At 69.1% G+C, this 18,930-nt stretch carries 18 protein-coding genes; 10 read left to right on the top strand and 8 right to left on the bottom strand.

Annotated features, from left to right (window positions below; genetic code table 11):
- Positions 1-216: 216 nt before the first annotated feature.
- Positions 217-657 carry an FCD domain-containing protein gene (locus ACQG07_RS11875; protein WP_192004513.1) on the bottom strand — a complete coding sequence of 147 codons (441 nt, stop codon included), beginning with the start codon at positions 655-657 and terminating at the stop codon, positions 217-219.
- A 181-nt stretch (positions 658-838) separates the two neighbouring features.
- Between ACQG07_RS11875 and ACQG07_RS11870 the strand changes: the two genes are divergently transcribed.
- Positions 839-1,525: a GntR family transcriptional regulator gene (locus ACQG07_RS11870; RefSeq protein WP_426738395.1), complete on the top strand. Its 687-nt coding sequence runs from the start codon at positions 839-841 to the stop codon at positions 1,523-1,525.
- 137 nt (positions 1,526-1,662) lie between these two features.
- Positions 1,663-2,328 carry a nicotinamide riboside transporter PnuC gene (gene pnuC, locus ACQG07_RS11865; protein ID WP_229940466.1) on the top strand — a complete coding sequence of 222 codons (666 nt, stop codon included), beginning with the start codon at positions 1,663-1,665 and terminating at the stop codon, positions 2,326-2,328.
- On the opposite strand, the gene ACQG07_RS11860 is transcribed toward pnuC, so the two are convergent.
- Complete coding sequence (locus ACQG07_RS11860) at positions 2,259-3,593, bottom strand: sensor histidine kinase (protein ID WP_426738394.1); 1,335 nt, start codon at positions 3,591-3,593, stop codon at positions 2,259-2,261. The two genes, pnuC and ACQG07_RS11860, sit on opposite strands and share 70 nt — an antisense overlap.
- Complete coding sequence (locus tag ACQG07_RS11855) at positions 3,593-4,255, bottom strand: response regulator transcription factor (RefSeq protein ID WP_079705033.1); 663 nt, start codon at positions 4,253-4,255, stop codon at positions 3,593-3,595. The genes ACQG07_RS11860 and ACQG07_RS11855 overlap by 1 nt, the downstream gene beginning before the upstream one ends.
- A gap of 190 nt (positions 4,256-4,445) precedes the next feature.
- Between ACQG07_RS11855 and ACQG07_RS11850 the strand changes: the two genes are divergently transcribed.
- From ACQG07_RS11850 to ACQG07_RS11830, 5 genes are all read left to right on the top strand, one after another.
- On the top strand, positions 4,446-4,973 hold the full coding sequence (locus ACQG07_RS11850) for a hypothetical protein (RefSeq protein ID WP_274499361.1): 528 nt from the start codon (positions 4,446-4,448) through the stop codon (positions 4,971-4,973).
- On the top strand, positions 4,970-6,034 hold the full coding sequence (locus tag ACQG07_RS11845; protein WP_426738393.1) for a peptidoglycan-binding protein: 1,065 nt from the start codon (positions 4,970-4,972) through the stop codon (positions 6,032-6,034). The genes ACQG07_RS11850 and ACQG07_RS11845 overlap by 4 nt, the downstream gene beginning before the upstream one ends.
- Entirely contained in the window at positions 6,031-6,762 is a 732-nt protein-coding gene (locus ACQG07_RS11840) for an ABC transporter ATP-binding protein (RefSeq protein ID WP_240043950.1), read from the top strand. The genes ACQG07_RS11845 and ACQG07_RS11840 overlap by 4 nt, the downstream gene beginning before the upstream one ends.
- Positions 6,759-7,970, top strand: a complete 1,212-nt coding sequence (locus tag ACQG07_RS11835; RefSeq protein WP_426738392.1) for an ABC transporter permease — start codon at positions 6,759-6,761, stop codon at positions 7,968-7,970. The genes ACQG07_RS11840 and ACQG07_RS11835 overlap by 4 nt, the downstream gene beginning before the upstream one ends.
- An 86-nt stretch (positions 7,971-8,056) precedes the next feature.
- Entirely contained in the window at positions 8,057-8,512 is a 456-nt protein-coding gene (locus tag ACQG07_RS11830) for a VOC family protein (RefSeq protein WP_426738391.1), read from the top strand.
- A 2-nt stretch (positions 8,513-8,514) separates the two neighbouring features.
- On the opposite strand, the gene ACQG07_RS11825 is transcribed toward ACQG07_RS11830, so the two are convergent.
- The gene (locus ACQG07_RS11825; RefSeq protein ID WP_137242351.1) at positions 8,515-9,201 is read right to left on the bottom strand and encodes a TetR/AcrR family transcriptional regulator; all 687 of its coding nucleotides are present in this window, start codon (positions 9,199-9,201) and stop codon (positions 8,515-8,517) included.
- A gap of 151 nt (positions 9,202-9,352) precedes the next feature.
- Here ACQG07_RS11825 and ACQG07_RS11820 point away from each other — a divergent pair, with 151 nt between their 5' ends.
- The 3 genes from ACQG07_RS11820 to ACQG07_RS11810 are packed head-to-tail and all read left to right on the top strand — an operon-like array spanning position 9,353 to position 14,413.
- The gene (locus ACQG07_RS11820) at positions 9,353-12,199 is read left to right on the top strand and encodes an MMPL family transporter (protein WP_426738390.1); all 2,847 of its coding nucleotides are present in this window, start codon (positions 9,353-9,355) and stop codon (positions 12,197-12,199) included.
- Positions 12,196-14,238 (top strand): YhgE/Pip family protein, encoded by a 2,043-nt coding sequence (locus tag ACQG07_RS11815; RefSeq protein WP_426738389.1) that lies wholly within the window; start codon positions 12,196-12,198, stop codon positions 14,236-14,238. Before ACQG07_RS11820 ends, ACQG07_RS11815 begins: the two co-directional genes overlap by 4 nt.
- Before the next feature lie 34 nt (positions 14,239-14,272).
- The gene (locus ACQG07_RS11810) at positions 14,273-14,413 is read left to right on the top strand and encodes a hypothetical protein (protein ID WP_162852291.1); all 141 of its coding nucleotides are present in this window, start codon (positions 14,273-14,275) and stop codon (positions 14,411-14,413) included.
- Between the two features lie 194 nt (positions 14,414-14,607).
- Here ACQG07_RS11810 and ACQG07_RS11805 read toward each other — a convergent pair whose 3' ends face one another.
- From ACQG07_RS11805 to ACQG07_RS11790, 4 genes are all read right to left on the bottom strand, one after another.
- Positions 14,608-15,600, bottom strand: coding sequence for an NADP-dependent oxidoreductase (locus ACQG07_RS11805; RefSeq protein ID WP_085511877.1), 993 nt, complete (start codon positions 15,598-15,600; stop codon positions 14,608-14,610).
- 146 nt (positions 15,601-15,746) lie between these two features.
- Positions 15,747-16,583, bottom strand: coding sequence for a carbohydrate ABC transporter permease (locus ACQG07_RS11800; RefSeq protein WP_192004504.1), 837 nt, complete (start codon positions 16,581-16,583; stop codon positions 15,747-15,749).
- Positions 16,580-17,560 (bottom strand): carbohydrate ABC transporter permease, encoded by a 981-nt coding sequence (locus ACQG07_RS11795; protein WP_079705023.1) that lies wholly within the window; start codon positions 17,558-17,560, stop codon positions 16,580-16,582. The genes ACQG07_RS11800 and ACQG07_RS11795 overlap by 4 nt, the downstream gene beginning before the upstream one ends.
- Before the next feature lie 6 nt (positions 17,561-17,566).
- Positions 17,567-18,865, bottom strand: a complete 1,299-nt coding sequence (locus ACQG07_RS11790) for an ABC transporter substrate-binding protein (RefSeq protein WP_064294151.1) — start codon at positions 18,863-18,865, stop codon at positions 17,567-17,569.
- Between the last annotated feature and the right edge of the window lie 65 nt (positions 18,866-18,930).

The raw sequence follows: 18,930 nt of genomic DNA, 5'->3' as shown, positions 1-18,930 counted from the left end.
CTGTGTCAGGAGCGGCCAGCGCGGCACCGACGCGTGAGCTGCATCGAGGTGGCCGCTCCGTCGCCAAAGGATCAGATCGCCGGGTGGGCGGATACCCGAAACCCACCCACCCGACTCACCACCGGGCGCTCAAGCCAGGAACCCGAATGTCCTGACCGGCGTCTCCGGCAGTGGTGTCGCAAGCGACAACCTCAGCATATCAGCATTTGGAATGCTTCACGGAAGCGTCGCGGCCATGCCCCAGAGTCGTTCTACGGCCAGTTCCGCGGCGATCGCGTCCCCCTCCGCGACCGCGTCCCGGAGGATCGGGAAGTCCACCGCGAGTGACGGCCAATCGAGCCAGTCGGTGTCGGCGGTGACCTCGAGTTGCGGCGAGAGCAGCGCGAGTGCGTCGCGAGCGGTCGTGACCAGGATGCGATTCGGACAGAGGGCGACGAGATGGTCCATGAGCGGCCACGAGAGCTCGGCGTAGGCGACCGGGTCCTGCAAGCCGATCACTCGCGACACCTCGCCCAGCTCGGCGACGAGCGCCGCTCGGTCGGCGTCCTCGAGGACGGGCACGGTCACCCGCGTCACGCCGCCCAGCAGCGCCCCGAGCGTCTGGAAGAGATGGATCCGCCGATGGCGGGGCCTGCTGGCCGTCGAGTCCGTCGACATGGGTCTCACCTTCCTGCCGCTCCGAGGTACGCCGTGCGCGCCAGGATAGCAAGGCTCGGCGCACCCGGCTGCACCTGTGCATCCGGCATGTTCACCAACACATGAGGCACAAAACTATCCAACACACCTTGGATATCGGTATTCTGAACTGGTCATATCCCAGCTCGACGATCGGAGTCCCATGCCTGTTCCCAAAACCGTCGAGACGAGCCCTCGGAAGCTCCTGCGCGACATCGTCTTCGAGCAGCTCCTGACCGCGATCGAAGACGGCACCCTCGAGCCCGGCGAGCGCCTCAACGACGAAGAGCTCGAGAAGTGGCTCGGCGTCTCGAGGACCCCGATCCGCGAAGCGATCAGCAAGCTCGCCGACATCGGACTGGTCGAGACCGCACCGCAGCGGTACACCCGCGTCGCGAAGCCCACCGCCGAGCAGTACGCCGAAGCACTGCGCCTCCTGAACGGCTTCCACGAGCTCAGCGCGCGGTGGAGCATCCCGCAGTTCACCGACGAGGACGTCGCGGCGTTCCGCGAACTCGGCGACGCCGTGCTCGCGGACATCGAAGCGCGTGACAAGCATGTCCTCCGGTCGTCCTCCGCCTTCGCCGACTTCATGGTCGAGCGTTCGGGCAACTCGCTGCTGCAGCAGGTCGCCCGTCAGATGAACACCCGGGTGACCTACACCTCGCTGCCGACGATCGACTTCTTCCAGTGGGACATCTTCGCCGCGTACGTCACCGGGCTGGTCTCGGCCGCCGAGGCACGTAGCGCCGAGGAGGCCGAGCGCGTCATGCGCAAGCAGGCCGAAGCCACCGACGCCTTCCTCGAGCAGGTCATCGCCGCCGGTGGAGGACTGCCCGCCGCGAGCTAGCCGGCGAACAGGGCCATCGAGCCGCAGAGCGTCACAGAGCCGCCTCCCGATCGGGAGGCGGCTCTGCACGTTGTACGGTGGACCGTCGGTCGCGTGACCGCGCATCATCTGGCAACGGACCCGATCGGAGCACTGCAGTGGGGATCCTCCTCTGGCTCTTCGACGCGACGTTCAGGGTCGGCGACCAGGTGGTCCTCTGGCGGGAGGTCGTCGGCAACCTGTTCGGCCTGGCGAGCGCCCTCGGCGGCATGCGTCGCCGTGCCTGGGCCTGGCCCGTCGGCATCATCGGCAACGCACTCCTCCTGACCGTCTTCCTCGGCGCGGTCTTCCACACGCCGAATCCGACCAACCTGCTGGGGCAGGCGGGCCGCCAGCTCATGTTCATCGTCGTGTCGATCTACGGCTGGGTGCAGTGGCGACGGGTCGAGCGGGTCGAGGCGACGACCGGTCCGGTCGCCGTGATCCGGCCCCGCTGGGCCGGCTGGCGGGTGCGACTCGTCCTCGTCGGCCTCCTGCTCGGCGGCACGCTGCTCCTGATCCCCGTGTTCCGGGCACTCGGTTCCTACGAGCCGGTCTGGGCCGACGCGTGGATCTTCATGGGCTCCCTGCTCGCGACCTGGGGGATGGCGAAACGCTGGGTGGAGTTCTGGCTCATCTGGGTCGCGGTCGACCTCGTCGGCGTACCGCTCCTGTTCGGCGCCGGGTACTGGGTCTCGGCGTCGATGTACCTGTTCTACGGGGCGTTCACCCTGGCCGGCTTCTTCGTGTGGGCTCGCGGCGAGCGCGTCGCCACGGCGCGCTGAGCTGACGCCTCGGTGCCGGCGTCCGGGCCGCTCGGCGGGAACGTGACCGTCACCACCAGCCCACCCTCCGACCGCGCGGCGAGCTCGAGCGCAGCCCCGTGCACCTCGGCGATGCTCTCCACGATGGCGAGTCCGAGCCCGCGTGACCGCTCCGGACCCCGCGCGACCCGGCCGCCGGCGCGGTAGAACGGTTCGGTGAGCCTCGAGACCACGTCCGCCGGGATCGACTCCCCGGAGTTCTCGACCCGGAGGACCACCGCGCCGCCCGCCGGACCGCCCGACCGGCGCACCGAGACCCGCACGAAGCCACCGTCGACGTTGTGCCGGACGGCGTTCTGCAGGAGGTTCCCGCACAGCTGGTGCAGCATGGCCTCGTCGCCCCAGACCGCGACGTCCTGCACCTCGGCCGTGCAGTCGATCCCGCGCGCTCGAGCCGCGGAGGCTGCGGCGACGCATGCCTCGGAAGCCAGCTCTCCGAATGCCACGTTCTCACCCCGCAGCTCCGAGTGCTCGAGGTCGGCGAGGTCGAGCACGGCCTCGACGGTCTGGATGCTGCGCGTGTTCGTCTCACGGAGCCGGGCGATGAGTCCCCTGACGGTGTCGTCGTCGAGGTCGTCGCTGGTCGAGGCGACGTCGAGCATCGCCTGGGTCGTCGCGAGCGGGGTCCGCAGCTCGTGCGAGGCGTTCGCCGCGAACCTTTGGTGGGCGCGGAACGACCGGTCGAGCCGCTCGAGCATGTGGTCGAAGGTGTCGGAGAGGTCGGTGATCTCGTCCCGCGGGCCGGCGAGGGCGACCCGATGGTCGAAGGATCCCGTCGCCGCCCGCTGCGCGGCCACGTTGATCGCGTGCAGCGGGCGCAGCAGCCGGCCCGACAGGATCCAGCCACCCCACGCGCTCGCCGCCGCGAGGACGACGAGCACGATGAGCGACCAGACGAGGAGCGTGTTCAGGATGTCGCTCTGGTCCGAGACGACGAGGGCCGCAGTACCGTTCGCCGAGGTCAGCCCCTCGGCCGGCTGATAGGTGGCCGCCCCGGCGACCTCGGTCGGCGCGGTCGCCCGCCAACGGGTCGCGCCGTCCATGGCCTCGTCGGCCCGTACCGCGGTGATCGCGTACGTCGGGACGTACCGCATGAAGGCGTAGATGAGCGCGAGCATGATCGAGCCGGCGACGGTGAACAGCAGCGCGTACGTCAGCGTCAAACGCAGACGCACCGTCAAGCGGTTCGGGCGGCTGAGCAACCCCGCGGCGTCGGAACGCGGCATCAGTCGCCCTCGATCCGATAGCCCGCCCCCGGGACGGTCGTGATCACCCACGGCGAGCCGAGGCGTCGGCGGAGGTTCGAGATGGTCACGCGGATGGTGTTCGTGAACGGGTCGACGTTCTCGTCCCAGGCCTTCTCGAGGAGGGTCTCGGCGCTCACGACCCCGCCGTCGGCGAGCAGCAGCTGCTCGAGGACCGCGAACTCCTTCCGTGACAGCTTCACGTACACGCCGTCGCGGAAGACCTCCCGCCGGAACGGGTCGACTCGCACTCCGGCACGCTCGAGGACCGGAGGGCGCGACTCCGCCGTGCGCCGGGCGAGCGCGCGGAGCCTGGCCACGAGCTCCGGGAATTCGAACGGCTTCACCAGGTAGTCGTCGGCGCCGAGGCCGAGGCCGGACACGGTGTCGTCGAGTCGGCGTGCCGCCGTCAGCATCATGACGCGGACACCGGGATGCTCGGCGACCACCGTTCGGCACACCTCGTCGCCGTGGGTGCCCGGCAGGTCCCGGTCGAGGAGCAGGACGTCGTAGTCGTTGATCGTGAGCGCCTCGAGCGCTGCGTCGCCGTCGTGCACGACGTCCGCGGCGATCGCCGCCTGCCGGAGACCGGCTCGGACCGCCTCGGCGAGGTAGACCTCGTCCTCGGCAACCAGGACGCGCATGATGTTCCTCTCGATGGGGTGTGGGGACTCCGTGATCGTACGGACGCTGATCGAGCAACCCCCGAGTGTCGGTTATCTATCGTGCCGTTCGAGACGTTCAGAGAACGTCAACGTTTTCCTTGACGCCTGGACAACGCGCCGCCGAGTGGACTGGTCGTCACCAGTCAGCCCCACCCACTGAGGAGAGCAGATGTCCGACATCACCATCACCCGTTCCGTCCGCCGCCCGGCCGGCAGACTCGCCGCATTCATCGCGATCCCGTTCCTCATCGGATCGTTGGCGGCCTGCAGCTCGGGCTCGCCCGACTCGAGCAGCAAGACCCCGAAGGCTGTGCAGTCGTTCGACGACTGGCAGGTCGCCTTCGCCTCATGCATGCGCGATGAGGGGGTCGACATGCCCGACCCCGAGCAGAACGGCTCCGGCGGTACATCCGTGACCCTCGGCGACGGAGACCAGGATGCCTTCCAGGACGCCTCCGCGACCTGTATCGACCGTCTCGGGACGCCTCCGGCACCCGCCGGAGGAAACCCCGCGGTCGCCGACGCCTTCGAGCAGCAGCTCGAGATGGCCGAGTGCTTCCGCGAGCACGGATACGAGATGGCCGACCCGGTGAAGGGGCAGGCCATGCAGATCCCCTCCGACGTCACGGAAGAGGTGATGGAAGCCTGCGGTCTCTCGTCCGACTCGAGCGCGCCGCTCGGCTCCACCGGCCGATGAGCAACCGACGACGCGGGGTCATCGTGGCCGTCTGCGTCGGCGCCGTCCTGCTTGCAGGCGGCGCCGTCGCGGCGGTCACGCTGGTACCGACGCAGGGGACGAACCAGGAGGAGCCGGTCAGCAGCATCCGCACCGGCACCGCTCCGATCACCGGCGGCGACCTGGCCGGCACGACGCGGGCGAGCGGCACCCTCGACTACGCGGACCAGCGCACCATCGGCGGTGGAGCCGGGATCGTCACGGCGGTGCCCGCTCCCGGCAGCACGGTCTCGCTCGGCGGCACCCTCTACGCCCTCGACAACGTCCCGGTCGTGCTCCTCCACGGACCGCTCCCGACCTGGCGGGCGTTCGAGTCCGGTATGACCGACGGACCGGACGTCCGGCAACTCGAGATGAGCCTCGCGGCCCTCGGCTACTTCGACCGTGAACCGGACGACGAGTTCGCCGCGTCGACCGTGCGTGCCATCGAGCGGTGGCAGAAAGCCCTCGGCGTCGAGGAGACCGGACGCCTGGAGCTCGGATCGGTCGTCTTCATGACGGGCGACGTGCGGATCGCATCGATCGACGCCGCGGTCGGCACCACCGCCTCGGACAAGATCGTCACCGTCTCGTCCCTCGTGAAGCGCATCGACGTCCCGCTGAAGCTCGCCGATCAGCGGCTCGGCGTCGTCGGGACGAAGGTCGACGTCAACCTCCCCGGCGGACAGCGGACGACCGGCACGGTCACCGATGTCGGCGTCCCCACCGAGTCGGATGCGGACGGACAGAAGAAGGTCACGATCCCGGTCGGCATCACGCTCGACGATCCGGCGGCCGCAGCCGATCTGCAGCGCGCGACCGTGACGGCCGGCTTCCCGACGGAACGACGTGAGAACGTCCTCTCCGTCCCGGTGGAAGCGCTCATCGCGATCGATGACACGACGTTCGGCGTCGAGGTCGTCGAGGGGAACGGGAAGCGCCGTCAGGTCCCGGTCACGACCGGTCTGTTCGCCGATGGTCGGGTCGAGGTCTCAGGCGACGGCATCCGCGAAGGTCTCGACGTCGTGGTGCCGGTGTCATGACCGAGACCATGACGGCATCGTCCGCCGCAGCCGATCGGCCGGCCTGCCCACCGATCATCCACCTCGAGGGCGTCACCCGCGAGTACGGTGAGCCGCCCACGCTCGCGCTCGCGGGTGTCGACCTGACGGTCGAGGAGGGTGAGTTCGTCGCCATCGTCGGACCGAGCGGCTCCGGGAAGTCGACGATGCTCAACCTCATCGGGACCCTCGACCGACCGACCGGTGGGACCGCCCGCATCGCGGGTTCGGACGTCGGACGCCTCTCCGACGCGAAGCTCTCGGCCCTCCGCGCGTACCGCATCGGCTTCGTCTTCCAGCAGTTCCACCTCGCCGACGGCTCGACCACGGTCGACAACGTCGCCGACGGCCTCATCTACGCCGGGGTCCCCCGGGCCGAGCGCCGTCGTCGCGCGGTCGTCGCCCTCGAACGCGTCGGCCTCGGCCACCGTCTCGGTCACCGCCCGACCCAGCTCTCCGGCGGTGAGCGCCAGCGGGTCGCGATCGCACGCGCCGTGGTCGGTGACCCGCCGTTGCTCCTCGCCGACGAACCCACCGGCAACCTGGACTCCGTGTCCGGCGCGAGCATCGTCGAACTGCTGCACGAACTCCACGAGGCCGGCACGACCATCGTCGTGATCACGCACGACGCCGAACTCGCTGCGCGACTCCCCCGCCAGGTGGCGATCCGCGACGGCCGGATCGTGAGCGATTCGGGGCTGGCCGCATGAACGAGGACCACATGAACGCCGACCACGATCGACGGTCGCGGCTCCTCGGTCGCGACATCCTCCGGCTCGGGACGACGGGTCTGCGGGCACGGCCGACGCGCGCGGTCCTGTCCGCCCTCGGGATCGCGATCGGCATCGCGGCGATGATCGCGGTCGTCGGCATCTCCTCATCCAGTCAGGCCAAACTGCAGGCGCAGCTCTCCGCTCTCGGGACGAATCTGCTGACCGTCCAACCGGGCCAGAACCTCTTCGGTGAGGCAGCGACCCTGCCCACGAACACCGTCGGCAAGGTGGGACTGGTCGACGGTGTGGAACAAGCCGGCTCCGCCGCAGTGCTGAACGGCGTCCTCGTCTACCGCAGCAGCCTCATCGACCGGGCGTCGAGTGGGGGCCTCGGCGCAGCGGCGGTGACGGAGAGCCTGTTGGACGTCGTGGGCGGTACCCTCGCCACCGGTGAGTGGCTGAACCGGGCGACGGCGAGCTACCCCGCGGTCGTCCTGGGGTCGAAAGCCGCGGAACGGCTGGGTATCGCTACGGTCGGCTCGATGATCCAGCTCGGCGACCAGTACTTCACGGTGGTGGGCATCCTGGATCCGCTCGACCTCGCCCCGGAACTCGACACCACGGTGATGATCGGTGAGACCGTCGCCGCCGAACGCTTCGGGTACGACGGCAAACCGACCACGGTCTACGAACGGTCCTCCGACGAACGCGTCGAGGCCGTCCGCGAGCTCCTCCCCCGCACCGTGAACCCTGCTGCACCCGAGGAGGTCGAGGTCTCCAGGCCGTCGGACGCCCTCGCCGCCAAGCAAGCCGCCGACCAAGCCTTCACCGGTCTCCTCCTCGGACTCGGTTCCGTCGCCCTGCTCGTCGGCGGCATCGGGGTGGCGAACACGATGGTCATCTCGGTCCTGGAACGCCGACGCGAGATCGGCCTCCGTCGCGCCCTCGGGGCCACGCGGGGCCACATCCGGTCCCAGTTCCTCACCGAGGCACTCCTCCTCTCCGCCCTCGGCGGGGTCGCGGGCGCCGCGATCGGTACCGGCGTCACGAGCGTCGTCGCCGCGGTGAACGACTGGCCGACCGCCGTACCGGCGGAGGTGCTGCTCGCGGGCGTCGGCGCGACCCTGGTGATCGGGGCGATCGCCGGCCTCTACCCGGCGATCCGAGCCGCCAGGACACCACCGACCTCGGCCCTCAGCGGCTGAGTCGGAGCCGCCGCCGGACTGCTCCGACGCGGGCCCGCTCCAGGAGACCCGGGATCGGGCCCCCGCCGCCGGGTAGCGTGCAGCCCATGGACATCAGACTCGAGAACGTCGGGATCGCGGTCCGCGACCTCGAGGCGACGATCGCCTTCTTCACCGACCTCGGCCTCACCGTACTCGGCCGCGACACGGTGAGCGGCGAGTGGGCCGACACGGCCGTCGGCCTCGACGGAAATCACGCCAGGATCGCGATGTTGCAGACGCCGGACGGTCACGGACGCCTCGAACTCTTCGAGTACCTCCACCCGGCCGCGATCGAGACGGAACCCACGCTGCCGAACGAGATCGGCATGCACCGCGTCGCATTCGCCGTCGACGACATCGACGAGGCGCTGGCGATCGCCGCCAGACACGGCTGCTTCCCGCTCCGCGGCGTGGCGGACTATCAGGGCGTCTACAAGCTCAGCTATGTGCGCGGGCCGAGCGGCATCATCGTCATGCTGGCCCAGGCGCTGCAGCCGGATCGAGCCGGCGAGTCGGCCTGAGGTCAGTCGGCGATCGACTCGGTGAGGGCGCGGACGATGGCCGGGAGCGTGCGCATCGCGAGCTCGCGCGGTGAGCCCTCATCGCCGTCCGGGTCCATGAGCACGGCCGTCTGGATGGCCGACTCGTAGAGGGCGACGACGATGTTCGCGATGTCGGGCGTCGGGATCGTGAACCGGACGTGTGCGAGTCCGGCAGCCTGGTCGAGCCACGCGGCGAGCTGTCGGCCGGCGCTCTCCTGGTGCTGCAGGTAGCGGGCTGCGACGTCGGCGTCGCGCATCGCCAGCATCCGGAACTCCGACTGCACGAGGCACCAGCGGCGGTCATCGGGCTGGAGTTCGAGGAAGGCACGGATCAGGGCCTCGAGCGAACCCTCGGTGTAGCGGCCCGCTGCGTCGAGGAGCGACGGACTGACCGCCTGCAGTCCGGCCTCCAGGCGATCGAGCCGGAGCTGGTTCTCTCGTGACTCGAGAGCGAAGAACAACTCCTCCTTCGAATCGAAGTTGGAGTAGAAGGCGCCACGGGTGAAGCCAGCGCGCTCACTGATCTGCTCGACGGACGCCGCGTGGACGCCGAACTCGGCGAAGACCTCGTAGGCGGCGTCGACGAGCCGCTCGCGTGTCCGCTGCCGACGCGCGGACTCGACGGGTGCCTCGTCGCTCGGGGACTCGACCGCTTCGTGCACGCGCATCCTGACACCTTACTGACAGCTCGACCGACTTCTTGCCGATACACCACTGTATCCAATACAGTCGTGTATCGGATACACCGCTGTATCGATCCTGTTCGAATATCTCCGTCGGCTCGCCTGCAAGCAGCGCCGACCACCCTAGGAGCGACGCGTGTCCTCACTGCTCTACACCCTCGGCCGCTGGGCGTTCGGCGCCCGCAAGCTCGTGCTGATCCTCTGGATCGCCGTGCTCGCCCTGGCGGGTGGCGGCGCGCTGCTCTTCAACCAGGGAACCGACAACGCCTTCTCCATCCCCGGCACGGAGTCGCAGGAGGCGCTCGACTCGCTCGACCACACCTTCCCGCAGGTGGCCGGTGCCTCGGCACAGATCATCGTCGTCGCACCGAAGGGCGACACCGTCGAGGACGCCGGGGTCCGGTCGGCGATCGACGACGCCGTCACCGCCCTGGGCGACATCGGGCAGGTCGAGCAGGCGGTCTCCCCCTTCGACGAGAACGTGACGGGGGCGGTCTCGGAGGATCAGCGGGCGGCGCTCATCTCGATCCAGTTCGACGGCGCGCAGACCGACATCACCGCCGCCACGATCAGCGACGTCGAGGACGCGGAGGCGAGCCTCGCGAAGGCGCTCCCGGCCGGCGCCGAGTCGTCCCTCGGCGGGCAGCTCTTCAGCAACAGCCTCCCGACGCTGAGTGTCATCGAGCTCGTCGGCGTGGTCGTCGCGCTCGTCGTCCTCATCCTCACCTTCGGCTCCTTCCTCGCCGCGGGCATGCCGCTCATCACCGCACTGCTCGGGGTCGGCATCTCGATGGCGCTCATCTTCGTGGCGACGGTCTTCGGGCCGATCTCCTCCACGACACCGATGCTCGCGCTCATGCTCGGCCTGGCCGTCGGCATCGACTACGCGCTGTTCATCATCTCGAGACACCAGGACGGCCTGCGCAGCGGGCTCGACCCGGCCGAATCAGCCGCCCGCGCGACCGCGACGGCCGGTTCCGCCGTCATCTTCGCGGGCCTCACGGTCATCATCGCCCTCCTCGGGCTCGCGGTCGCGAACATCCCGTTCCTCACGACGATGGGTGTGGCCGCGGCGGTCGGCGTCGCGATCGCGGTCGTCATCTCGCTCACCCTCATCCCGGCCATGCTCGGCTTCGCCGGTGAACGTCTCCGGCCAAAGGCGAAGCGGGCCAGGGAGCGCGCGGCGGCCCGGGGCGCTGCCGAGCCGGTCGACGGCCCACAGGACTCGGTCCCTGAGCCCCACAACCCGGTCCCTGAGCACAACACCGCGGTCCCTGAGCCTGTCGAAGGGCACCCCAACCGCTTCTTCCTCGGCTGGGTGCGCGGCGTCACGCGACTCCCCATCGTCACGATCGTCGCCGTCGTCGCCGTCCTGGGCGCCCTCGCCATCCCCGCCCTGTCACTCCGACTCGCGCTTCCCGACGCCGGTTCCCTGCCGGAGGGCGACGGAGCCCGCACGACATACGACCTCGTCTCCGAGCACTTCGGTGAGGGCTTCAACGGGCCGCTCATCGTCACCGGCGGCATCGTCGGCAGTACCGACCCGCTCGGACTCATGGCCGACCTCAAGCAGGAGATCGAGGGACTCGACGGCGTCGCCGCCGTCCCGCTCGCCACCCCCAACGCGACGGCCGACACCGGGATCATCCAGGTCATCCCGAGCGGCAGTCCCGACTCCCAGGCGACGAAGGACCTCGTCGCCGAGATCCGGGGACTGCACCAGTACTTCCAGGACGAGTACGACGTCGACCTGCAGGTCACCGGGTTCACGGCCATCGGCATCGACATCTCCGACCGCCTCGGCGGCGCCCTCCTCCCCTTCGGCCTGATCGTCGTCGGCCTGTCGCTCGTGCTCCTGACGATGGTCTTCCGCTCGATCTGGGTCCCGATCAAGGCGACCCTCGGCTACCTGCTGTCGGTCGCCGCGTCGTTCGGCGTCGTGGCCCTCGTCTTCGAGCACGGCGTGTTCGCCGAGGCCCTCCACGTCGCCAGGACCGGTCCGGTGATCAGCTTCATGCCGATCATCCTCATGGGTGTCCTGTTCGGGCTCGCGATGGACTACGAGGTCTTCCTCGTCTCCCGGATGCGCGAGGACTTCGTCCACTCGGGACTCGCGAAGCGATCCGTCGAGACCGGCTTCCTCGGCTCGGCGAAGGTCGTCACCGCCGCCGCCGTCATCATGTTCGCGGTCTTCGCCGCCTTCGTGCCGGAGGGCGACACGAACATCAAACCGATCGCCCTCGGGCTCGCGGTCGGCGTCTTCGTCGACGCGTTCATCGTGCGCATGACCCTCGTGCCGGCGGTGCTCGCGCTCCTCGGCGACCACGCCTGGTACCTGCCGAAGTGGCTCGACCGCATCCTGCCGTCCTTCGACGTCGAGGGCGAGGGCCTGCAGCGCGAACTCGAGCTGCGCGAGTGGCGCAACGGTGACGAGGTCGCCATCGCCGCCGCCGGGGTCACCCTGGCCGGTGCGGACGGCCCGCTGTACGAGGACGTCGACACGACGGTCGCCGTCGGTGGCGTGCTCGCGGTGCAGGGCGCGCGCCCGGTTTCGGTCACCGCCCTCCTGCTGACGCTGGCCGGTCGCCTCGAACCCGACCACGGTCGACTCAAGGTCGCCGGTCTGGTCCTGCCGGTCCGCGCCGGGGCCGTCCGGTCCCGCGTCGCGTACGTCCGTCTCGACCACGGCGAACCCGTCGGGACGCTCGCTTCGGCGCTGGCCGAACGTCCCGCCGTCATCGTCCTCGACGGGGTCGACACCGTGCCGGACGACGACACGAGACGCGGACTGTACGAGCACATCCTGACGGCGACCAGAGCCGCGGAACGCTCGCGTCGGCCGCTCACGATCGTCGTCGGCACCGCGGACGCGTCCTCGCTCGCCGACGTCCTGCCGACCACGGCGCCGGAGGTACTCGACCTCGACCGCGCCGCCACCTCCTCAACTCCCACCGTCATCGCTGAATCGAAGGTCGACGCATGAGTACCATCCTGAACCGCCTCGAACGGGCCCGCTCCGGCAAGGGCATCACGGTCGTCTCGATCATCGGCCTCATCCTTGTGCCGCTCGTCATCGCCGGCGGACTCGTCTGGGCGCTGTGGAACCCGGCGGAACGACTCGGTCAGGTGACCGCCGCCATCGTGAACGACGACAAGCCGGTGACCGTCAACGGCCAGACCGTGCCGCTCGGACGCCAGCTCTCCGCGGGCCTCGTCGACGGCGACCAGAAGACCAACTACACCTGGGTGATCACCGACGCGTCCGACGCGAAGGCGGGCCTCGCCGACGGTTCGTACACGGCCGTCGTGACGATCCCCGAGAACTTCTCGAAGGCGGCGACCTCGTTCTCCGGCGACGCCGCCGACGCCGAGCGCGCCCGCCTCGACGTGACGACGAGCGACCGCAGCAAGCTCGTCGACGACGCCATCTCCCAGACGATCACGCAGACCGCGGCCTCGCTCCTCGGTCGACAGCTCACCACCACCTACCTCGAGAACGTCTACGTCGGGTTCAACACCCTCCACGACCAGCTCGGTGAGGCCGCCGACGGTGCGAAGCAGCTCTCGACGGGCGGACTCTCGCTCGCGCAGGGTGCGCAGCAACTCGCGAACGGCACCACGCAGCTCGCCACGGGCGCGACGCAGTTGTCGTCGGGTGCGACGCAGCTGAGTGACGGCGTGGATGCGCTGGCCGACGGCGCCAAGCAGCTGTCCGCCGGTGCGACGCAGCTGAGCGACGGGGCGGCCCCGCTCGCGAGCGGAGCCGCGACGTTGTACGCCGGGACGCAGGGTGACGGGAGCGCGGAGAACCCGGGGCTGGTCGGCGGAGCCAATGGGCTCGCCGAGGCGGCGATCGGAACCTCCCGCGTCGCCGACGCGACGAAGGCTGCGGCGACGTCCGTGGCGGCTCGCTGCCTGGACCCGGTGAAGGCGGCAGCGCTGACGGCGATCGACCCGACGCTGTGCAAGGACATCCTCACGACCTTCGGCACCGCCACCGCCCTCACCGACGGCGACATCTCGACCGGATACCCCGGCACCACCTCCCTGGCGACGAAGACCAAGCAGTTCTCCGGCCAGATGCCCGCACTCGTCGACGGCATCGCGCAGATCAACACCGCGGCGGCACAGATCGCGGCGGGCGCAGCAGGCCTTGCCGACGGCGCTTCCAAGGCCGCCTCCGGGACGGCGCAGTTGCAGACGGGTGCATCCGCCCTGGCCGACGGCGCCGCGCAGTCGGCGACCGGCACGACCCAGCTCGCCGACGCGTCGAACCAGCTTGCTTCGGGCGCCGGAACGTTGTCCGGCGGGATCACCTCGCTCGCGTCCGGTCTGCAGAGCGCGGTCGACAGCCTGCCGACCTACACGAGCTCCGACCGGCAGACGCTCGCGGACGTCGTCGCCGACCCGGTCTCGGCCGGCGATTCGGCGACGGTGTCCTTCGGCACGAACAGCGCTCCCTTCTACGCCGTCCTCGCCCTCTGGCTGGGTGCGCTCGCGAGCTTCCTCGTGCTGCGGCCGGTCCCCTCGCGGGCGTTCGGGTCCACCCGCTCCTCGCTGCGGCTCGCGCTCGGGGCCTTCGTCCCGGCCGGCGCGATCGGGATGCTGCAGGGCCTGCTCGTGGCCGTGATCACCGCACCGCTGCTCGACCTCGACGCGGGCGGCTGGCTCGCCTTCGCCGGGGCCGCCGTGCTCGCGGGCCTCGTGTTCGCCGCCGCCAACCAAGCACTGAACGCCCTCTTCGGCGGTGCGGGACGGTTCATCTCGATGATCGTCGCCATCATCGGCCTGGCGACCGGGATCATCGCGACGGTTCCCCAGGTGCTCGACCAGATCCTCACCTTCCTGCCGATCGCACCGGCGCTCGGTGGCCTGCAGGCGATCGCGATCGGCGACGCGGGAGCAGCGGCCGGCGTCGTCGGCCTCGTCCTCTGGCTTTTCGGATCGCTCGCCGCGACGACGTTCGCGATCGCCCGTGCGAGGACCACCTCGGTGAAGGCGCTCGTCCCGGCCGTCGCCTGATGCCCGGCGAGAACCTCGCCGGTAGGCTGGGGTGATGAGCAGCAGCGAAGACCGGGAACTGGCCGAATGGGGCGAGCAGCGCAAGCGTCGTCAGCGGCTCATCGCCTGGGTCCTCGTCGTCGCGCTCGTCCTCGGTGGAGGCGGCGCGACCGTCCTCGGCTTCATCTTCAACTAGCCCCCGCCCTCCCCTTCCGGTCGCCAGCGCGGTGCGCTGACGCGAGCGCGCCGCATACCCGCGAGCGCGGGTCTCCGGAGGGTCGCGCTCACGCCGTGGACCCGCGCCCGCGCCGGAACAGAGCATCTCGGGTCAGCGCACCGCGCTGGCGCCGGAACCCGACGTCTCGGGTCAGCGCACCGCGCTGACCGTCGTCAGGGTCGGGCGTCGTGCAGGTCTCGCTGCTTGACGATGCGCTCCGGGTTCGCAGGGCGCATACCGACGATGATCTTGCCCCGCGCGTGCAGCCGCTCGAGATCCTCGAACGCGTCGATGATCAGGTCGAACGGGTAGAACGCCGAGACGACGACCTTCAACGCGTGGTCGGCGGCATACTCCGCGAGACGTTGCAGCTGCTTCGTGGCGTGCGCGGCGAACTCCTCGTCCGGCTCGAGTGCGGCGAGCTCGATGGCCTTTCGATCCTCGCTCGACCGGTACTTCTCCGGTGGAACACCGAGCTCGAACGCGAGCTCCTGGCCGTCCTGACCGAAGTTGTCGATGAACGCCGTCACACCTTCGGGCGCGAGCTTGCGGATCCGATCCGCCATGCCCTCGCCGTAGACGACCGGCTTGACGCCCTGTTCACGGAGGAAGTCGTGATTGCGCTCACCGCACGTGCCGATGACCCGCACGCCCGCGAACTTCGCCAGCTGCGCCTCGATGTTCCCGACCCCACCGGCCGCCGCCGAGATGACGAGGGTGTCACCCTGCTTGAGGTGCAGCCCGTCGAGCGTGTCGAGCGCCGTCAGGCCAGCGAGATAGAGCCCGCCGGCCTCCTCCCAGCTCACGCGCTTCGGCTTGCGGACGAGGGATGACGCCGGGACGACGACCTGGGTCGCGTGCGCGCCACGGACGGCGTGACCGATCACCTCGTCGCCCCGCTTCCAGCCCTCGACGCCGGTCCCGACCTCGCGGACCAATCCGGCGAAGTCGCTCCCCTGCCCCGTCGGCAGCTCGATCGGCACCGTCTCGGCGAGGTGCCCCTCGCGGACGAACGCCTCGATGTGGTTGATGCCGCTCGCGAGGACGTCGACCACGACCTCGCCCCATCGTGGATGCGGCATCTCGGACTCGATGAACTCGAGTACGTCGGGCCCGCCGTAGCGGGCGTAGCGGAGTGACCTCGTCGTCTGCTTCGAACCAAACATGGTTCATCTTCCACCTGTCGGTCGCTAGTCGATCGAACTATCAGCTGGCTTACAGGTTCACCGGACGGCTTCGCATGACGACGCCCGCTCGCCCAGGCATGGGCGAACGGGCGTCGGCTCGCCCATTCTTGGGCGACTGAGACGGGTCAGCCCTTCACCGCTCCAGCGGTCAGGCCCTGCACGATGTACCGGCTCGCGAACGCGAACAGCACCATCGTCGGGATGATCGTCAGCACGGCGGCCGCCGACATGGAACCCCAGTCGATGTTGTAGCTCGTGATGAAGCCGTTGAGCGCCGTCGGGATCGTCTTGTTCGCATCGCTGTTGATGAGCGTCACCGAGAGGAACAGCTCGTTCCAACAGTTCACGAAGTTGAAGATGAACGCCGCCACGATCCCGGGCTTCAGCACCGGGACGAGCACCCGGAAGAGCGCGCCGAACCGCGAGCAGCCGTCGATCATGGCCGCCTCCTCGAGGGCGTCGGGGATGTTCTCGAAGAATCCCCGGAGCATGACGGTGCAGAACGGGATGCACACCGCGATGTAGATGAGGATGAGCCCGAACCGGTTGTCGACGAGCTTGAGCTGCGTCATCAGCAGGTACAGCGGGCCGAGCGCGATGAACGACGGGATCATCTGCGTGGCGAGGAACGCCAGCAGGATCGCCCCCTTGCTCCGGAACTCGAACCGCGCCAACACGTATGCCGACAGCATCGAGATGAAGGTCGCCACGACTGCTGCGATCGTCGCCACGATGAGGCTGTTGACGACGTAGGTGCCGAACTGCGCCTTGCTGAACAGGCCGAGGTAGTTCTCGACCGAGAACACCTCCGGCCAGTACGTCAGCGGGTAGGAGAAGATCGCGCCCGGCTTCTTGAAGGAGGTGACGACGATCCAGTACAGCGGGAACACCGTGATGACGAGCCAGAGCCCGAGGAAGAGGAACTTGACGACCTTCGCCGTCCGGGTCTCCTGGTCGATCATGCCTTCACCTTCTTCTCACGCATGGACAGCAGGTAGAACGCGGTGAACACCAGCAGGATCGCGACGACGATGAGACCGATCGCGGAGGCCCGGCCGTAGTCGCCGCGCTGGGTGGTCGCGATCATCCAGGTCGTCAGGATGTGGGTCTGGTTCGCCGGACCACCGCCCGTCATGCCGTAGATGATGTCGGGGAAGTTGAAGATCCAGATGACCCGGAGCAGCACCGTGAGGGCGAGCGTCGTGCGGATGTACGGGATCGTGATCTGGAAGAGCATGCGCGCCTTACCCGCGCCGTCGAGCGCTGCGGCCTCGAAGAGGTCCTCCGGCACCGACTGCAGGGCGGCGAGGATCATGATCGCGAAGAACGTGACGCCGTACCAGACGTTCGCCACGATGACGGCGAACATCGCGGTGTTCGGGTCCGCCAGCCACGGGATCGGGGTGTCGATCAGCCCGACCTTCTGGAGCAGGTCATTGATCACGCCGAACTCGCTGTTGAACATCCAGCGGAACAGGATGCCGATGAGGAAGCCCGAGATGGCCCACGGGAAGAAGATCATCGCCTGGTAGAGACCGCGGAACCGGAACTTCCGGCGCAGCCACAGGGCGATGCCGAAGCCGATGACGAACTGCGGGACGATCGAGGCCACGACCCAGAGCACGGTGTTCGCGACGACCTTGCCGAAGGCCGGGTCGGCGAAGACGGCCAGGAAGTTGGCGAATCCCACCCAGGAGGTGTCGGTGAGGTTGGCGAGGTTCCAGTTGCGGAACGCCATCTGCGAGCCGGCGATCATCGGGTAGTAGATGAAGATCGCCACGAAGATGAACGCGGGGGCGAGGAAGGCGAGGAGGCCGAAGCCGCGGCGCACCGTGAAGGTGCGCCGCCGACGCCCGCCGGCGGTCCGCGAGGGACCGGCCGGGGGTGTCGGGGTCGCACGCTGCTGCGTGCGACCCGCTTCGTCAGTGGTGGTCGTCATGGACGGTTACTCGCTCTTCCACTTCTCGGTCCAGTACTCGTCCCAGCCCGCGAGGAGCTTCTCCGGCGTCAGCTGGCCGATGAGGACCTGCTGGATCTCCGAGTCGGACTTCTGGATCCACTCGGTCCACCAGGAGGAGCCGCGCGGCTGCGTGACGCTCAGGTAGGTGTCCGGGTTCTCGTTCATCGTGACGTAGCTGGCCCATGGGCCGGTCTTGTAGAAGTCGCTGTCCGCCGCGCTCTTGACGATCGGGACGAGGCTGTTCTCCTGGGCGAAGGTGGTGGCCTGCTTGTCCTCGGAGAGGAACTCGATGAGCTTCGCGGCCTCGGCTTTGTGCTCGCTCGACGCCGCCGTGCCCCAGCCGGCGGTCGCCATGGGCTGCGCAGCCTTGCCGGTCGGACCGGTCAACAGCGGAGCGGTGCTCCACTGCTCGGCCGTGATCGCCTCGGACTGCTCGACGGTCGCGATGACCTCCGGGTCCTGCAGGAGGAACGCGGTCGAACCGTTCGAGAAGCCTTCGACCATCTCGGGGTAGCCCCACGCGACGGACGACGGCGGCGAAGCCTCCTTGAAGAGGTCGAAGTAGGTGTTGACGGCATCGAGCGCCTCCGGTGCGGAGAAGATCGTGTCGCCGTTCGTCAGCTTGAACGCGTTCTCGGTGTCGAGGTCGTCGGCGACGTAGGCCTCGATGGCCGCGACGACGTTGCTGTTCGCGTTGGTGCCGCCCCGGAAGGCGTAGCCGAACTGGTTCTTCGAGGGGTCCTGGATCGCCGAGGCCTGCTCGAGGAGGTCGTCCCAGCTCGTCGGGGGCCCGTCGAAACCGGCTTCCTTGATGAGGTCGGTGCGGTAGAACAGGCTCAGCCCGTAGAAGCCGTAGGGCACGTAGTAGACCTTGCCGTCCTCGCCCTTCGCGTACTTCGTCGCGTTGTCGGTGAGGTCGTCCCAGCCCTTCCAGTCCTCGAGCTCGCCGCTCATGTCGTCGAGCCAGCCGTTGGTGGAGAAGGGGCCGACGGTGATGTCGCGGACCTCGAGCACGTCGACGCCCGAGCCGGACTGCAGCATCTGGGTGATCTTCTGGTCGGCCTGGTCGGTCGGCGGCGAGATGAGCTCGACCTTGATCTTCGGGTTGTCGGCCTCGAAGTCCGCGATGAGCGACTTCAGGACCTCGGTCCGGGCGGGGTTGGTCAGGCTCTCGACCATCTGCAGGGTGACGGTGCCGTCGCTCGCGCCGCCGGCACAGGCCGACAGGGCGAGGCCGGTGACGACGGACAGGCCGATGGCTGCCGTTGCGCGTGACTTCCTCATGCTCGCTTCTCCTTTGAGTGGTGCTGGTGGGGGTGCTGCGGGGGTGGGTGCTGTGGTGCCGGTGC

Source organism: Plantibacter sp. 2H11-2 (assembly GCF_050031945.1).
Lineage (GTDB): Bacteria > Actinomycetota > Actinomycetes > Actinomycetales > Microbacteriaceae > Plantibacter > Plantibacter auratus.
This window is presented reverse-complemented; position numbering and strand designations above follow the sequence as displayed.

Coding starts and splice junctions, on each gene's coding strand:
- ACQG07_RS11800 (WP_192004504.1), bottom strand. CDS start 16,583: ATGATCGACCAGGAGACCCGGACGGCGAAGGTCGTCAAGTTCCTCTTC.
- ACQG07_RS11790 (WP_064294151.1), bottom strand. CDS start 18,865: ATGAGGAAGTCACGCGCAACGGCAGCCATCGGCCTGTCCGTCGTCACC.
- ACQG07_RS11835 (WP_426738392.1), top strand. CDS start 6,759: ATGAACGAGGACCACATGAACGCCGACCACGATCGACGGTCGCGGCTC.
- ACQG07_RS11870 (WP_426738395.1), top strand. CDS start 839: ATGCCTGTTCCCAAAACCGTCGAGACGAGCCCTCGGAAGCTCCTGCGC.
- ACQG07_RS11825 (WP_137242351.1), bottom strand. CDS start 9,201: ATGCGCGTGCACGAAGCGGTCGAGTCCCCGAGCGACGAGGCACCCGTC.
- ACQG07_RS11810 (WP_162852291.1), top strand. CDS start 14,273: ATGAGCAGCAGCGAAGACCGGGAACTGGCCGAATGGGGCGAGCAGCGC.
- ACQG07_RS11860 (WP_426738394.1), bottom strand. CDS start 3,593: ATGCCGCGTTCCGACGCCGCGGGGTTGCTCAGCCGCCCGAACCGCTTG.
- ACQG07_RS11855 (WP_079705033.1), bottom strand. CDS start 4,255: ATGCGCGTCCTGGTTGCCGAGGACGAGGTCTACCTCGCCGAGGCGGTC.
- ACQG07_RS11875 (WP_192004513.1), bottom strand. CDS start 657: ATGTCGACGGACTCGACGGCCAGCAGGCCCCGCCATCGGCGGATCCAT.
- ACQG07_RS11830 (WP_426738391.1), top strand. CDS start 8,057: ATGGACATCAGACTCGAGAACGTCGGGATCGCGGTCCGCGACCTCGAG.
- ACQG07_RS11805 (WP_085511877.1), bottom strand. CDS start 15,600: ATGTTTGGTTCGAAGCAGACGACGAGGTCACTCCGCTACGCCCGCTAC.
- ACQG07_RS11850 (WP_274499361.1), top strand. CDS start 4,446: ATGTCCGACATCACCATCACCCGTTCCGTCCGCCGCCCGGCCGGCAGA.
- ACQG07_RS11845 (WP_426738393.1), top strand. CDS start 4,970: ATGAGCAACCGACGACGCGGGGTCATCGTGGCCGTCTGCGTCGGCGCC.
- ACQG07_RS11815 (WP_426738389.1), top strand. CDS start 12,196: ATGAGTACCATCCTGAACCGCCTCGAACGGGCCCGCTCCGGCAAGGGC.
- ACQG07_RS11795 (WP_079705023.1), bottom strand. CDS start 17,560: ATGACGACCACCACTGACGAAGCGGGTCGCACGCAGCAGCGTGCGACC.
- ACQG07_RS11840 (WP_240043950.1), top strand. CDS start 6,031: ATGACCGAGACCATGACGGCATCGTCCGCCGCAGCCGATCGGCCGGCC.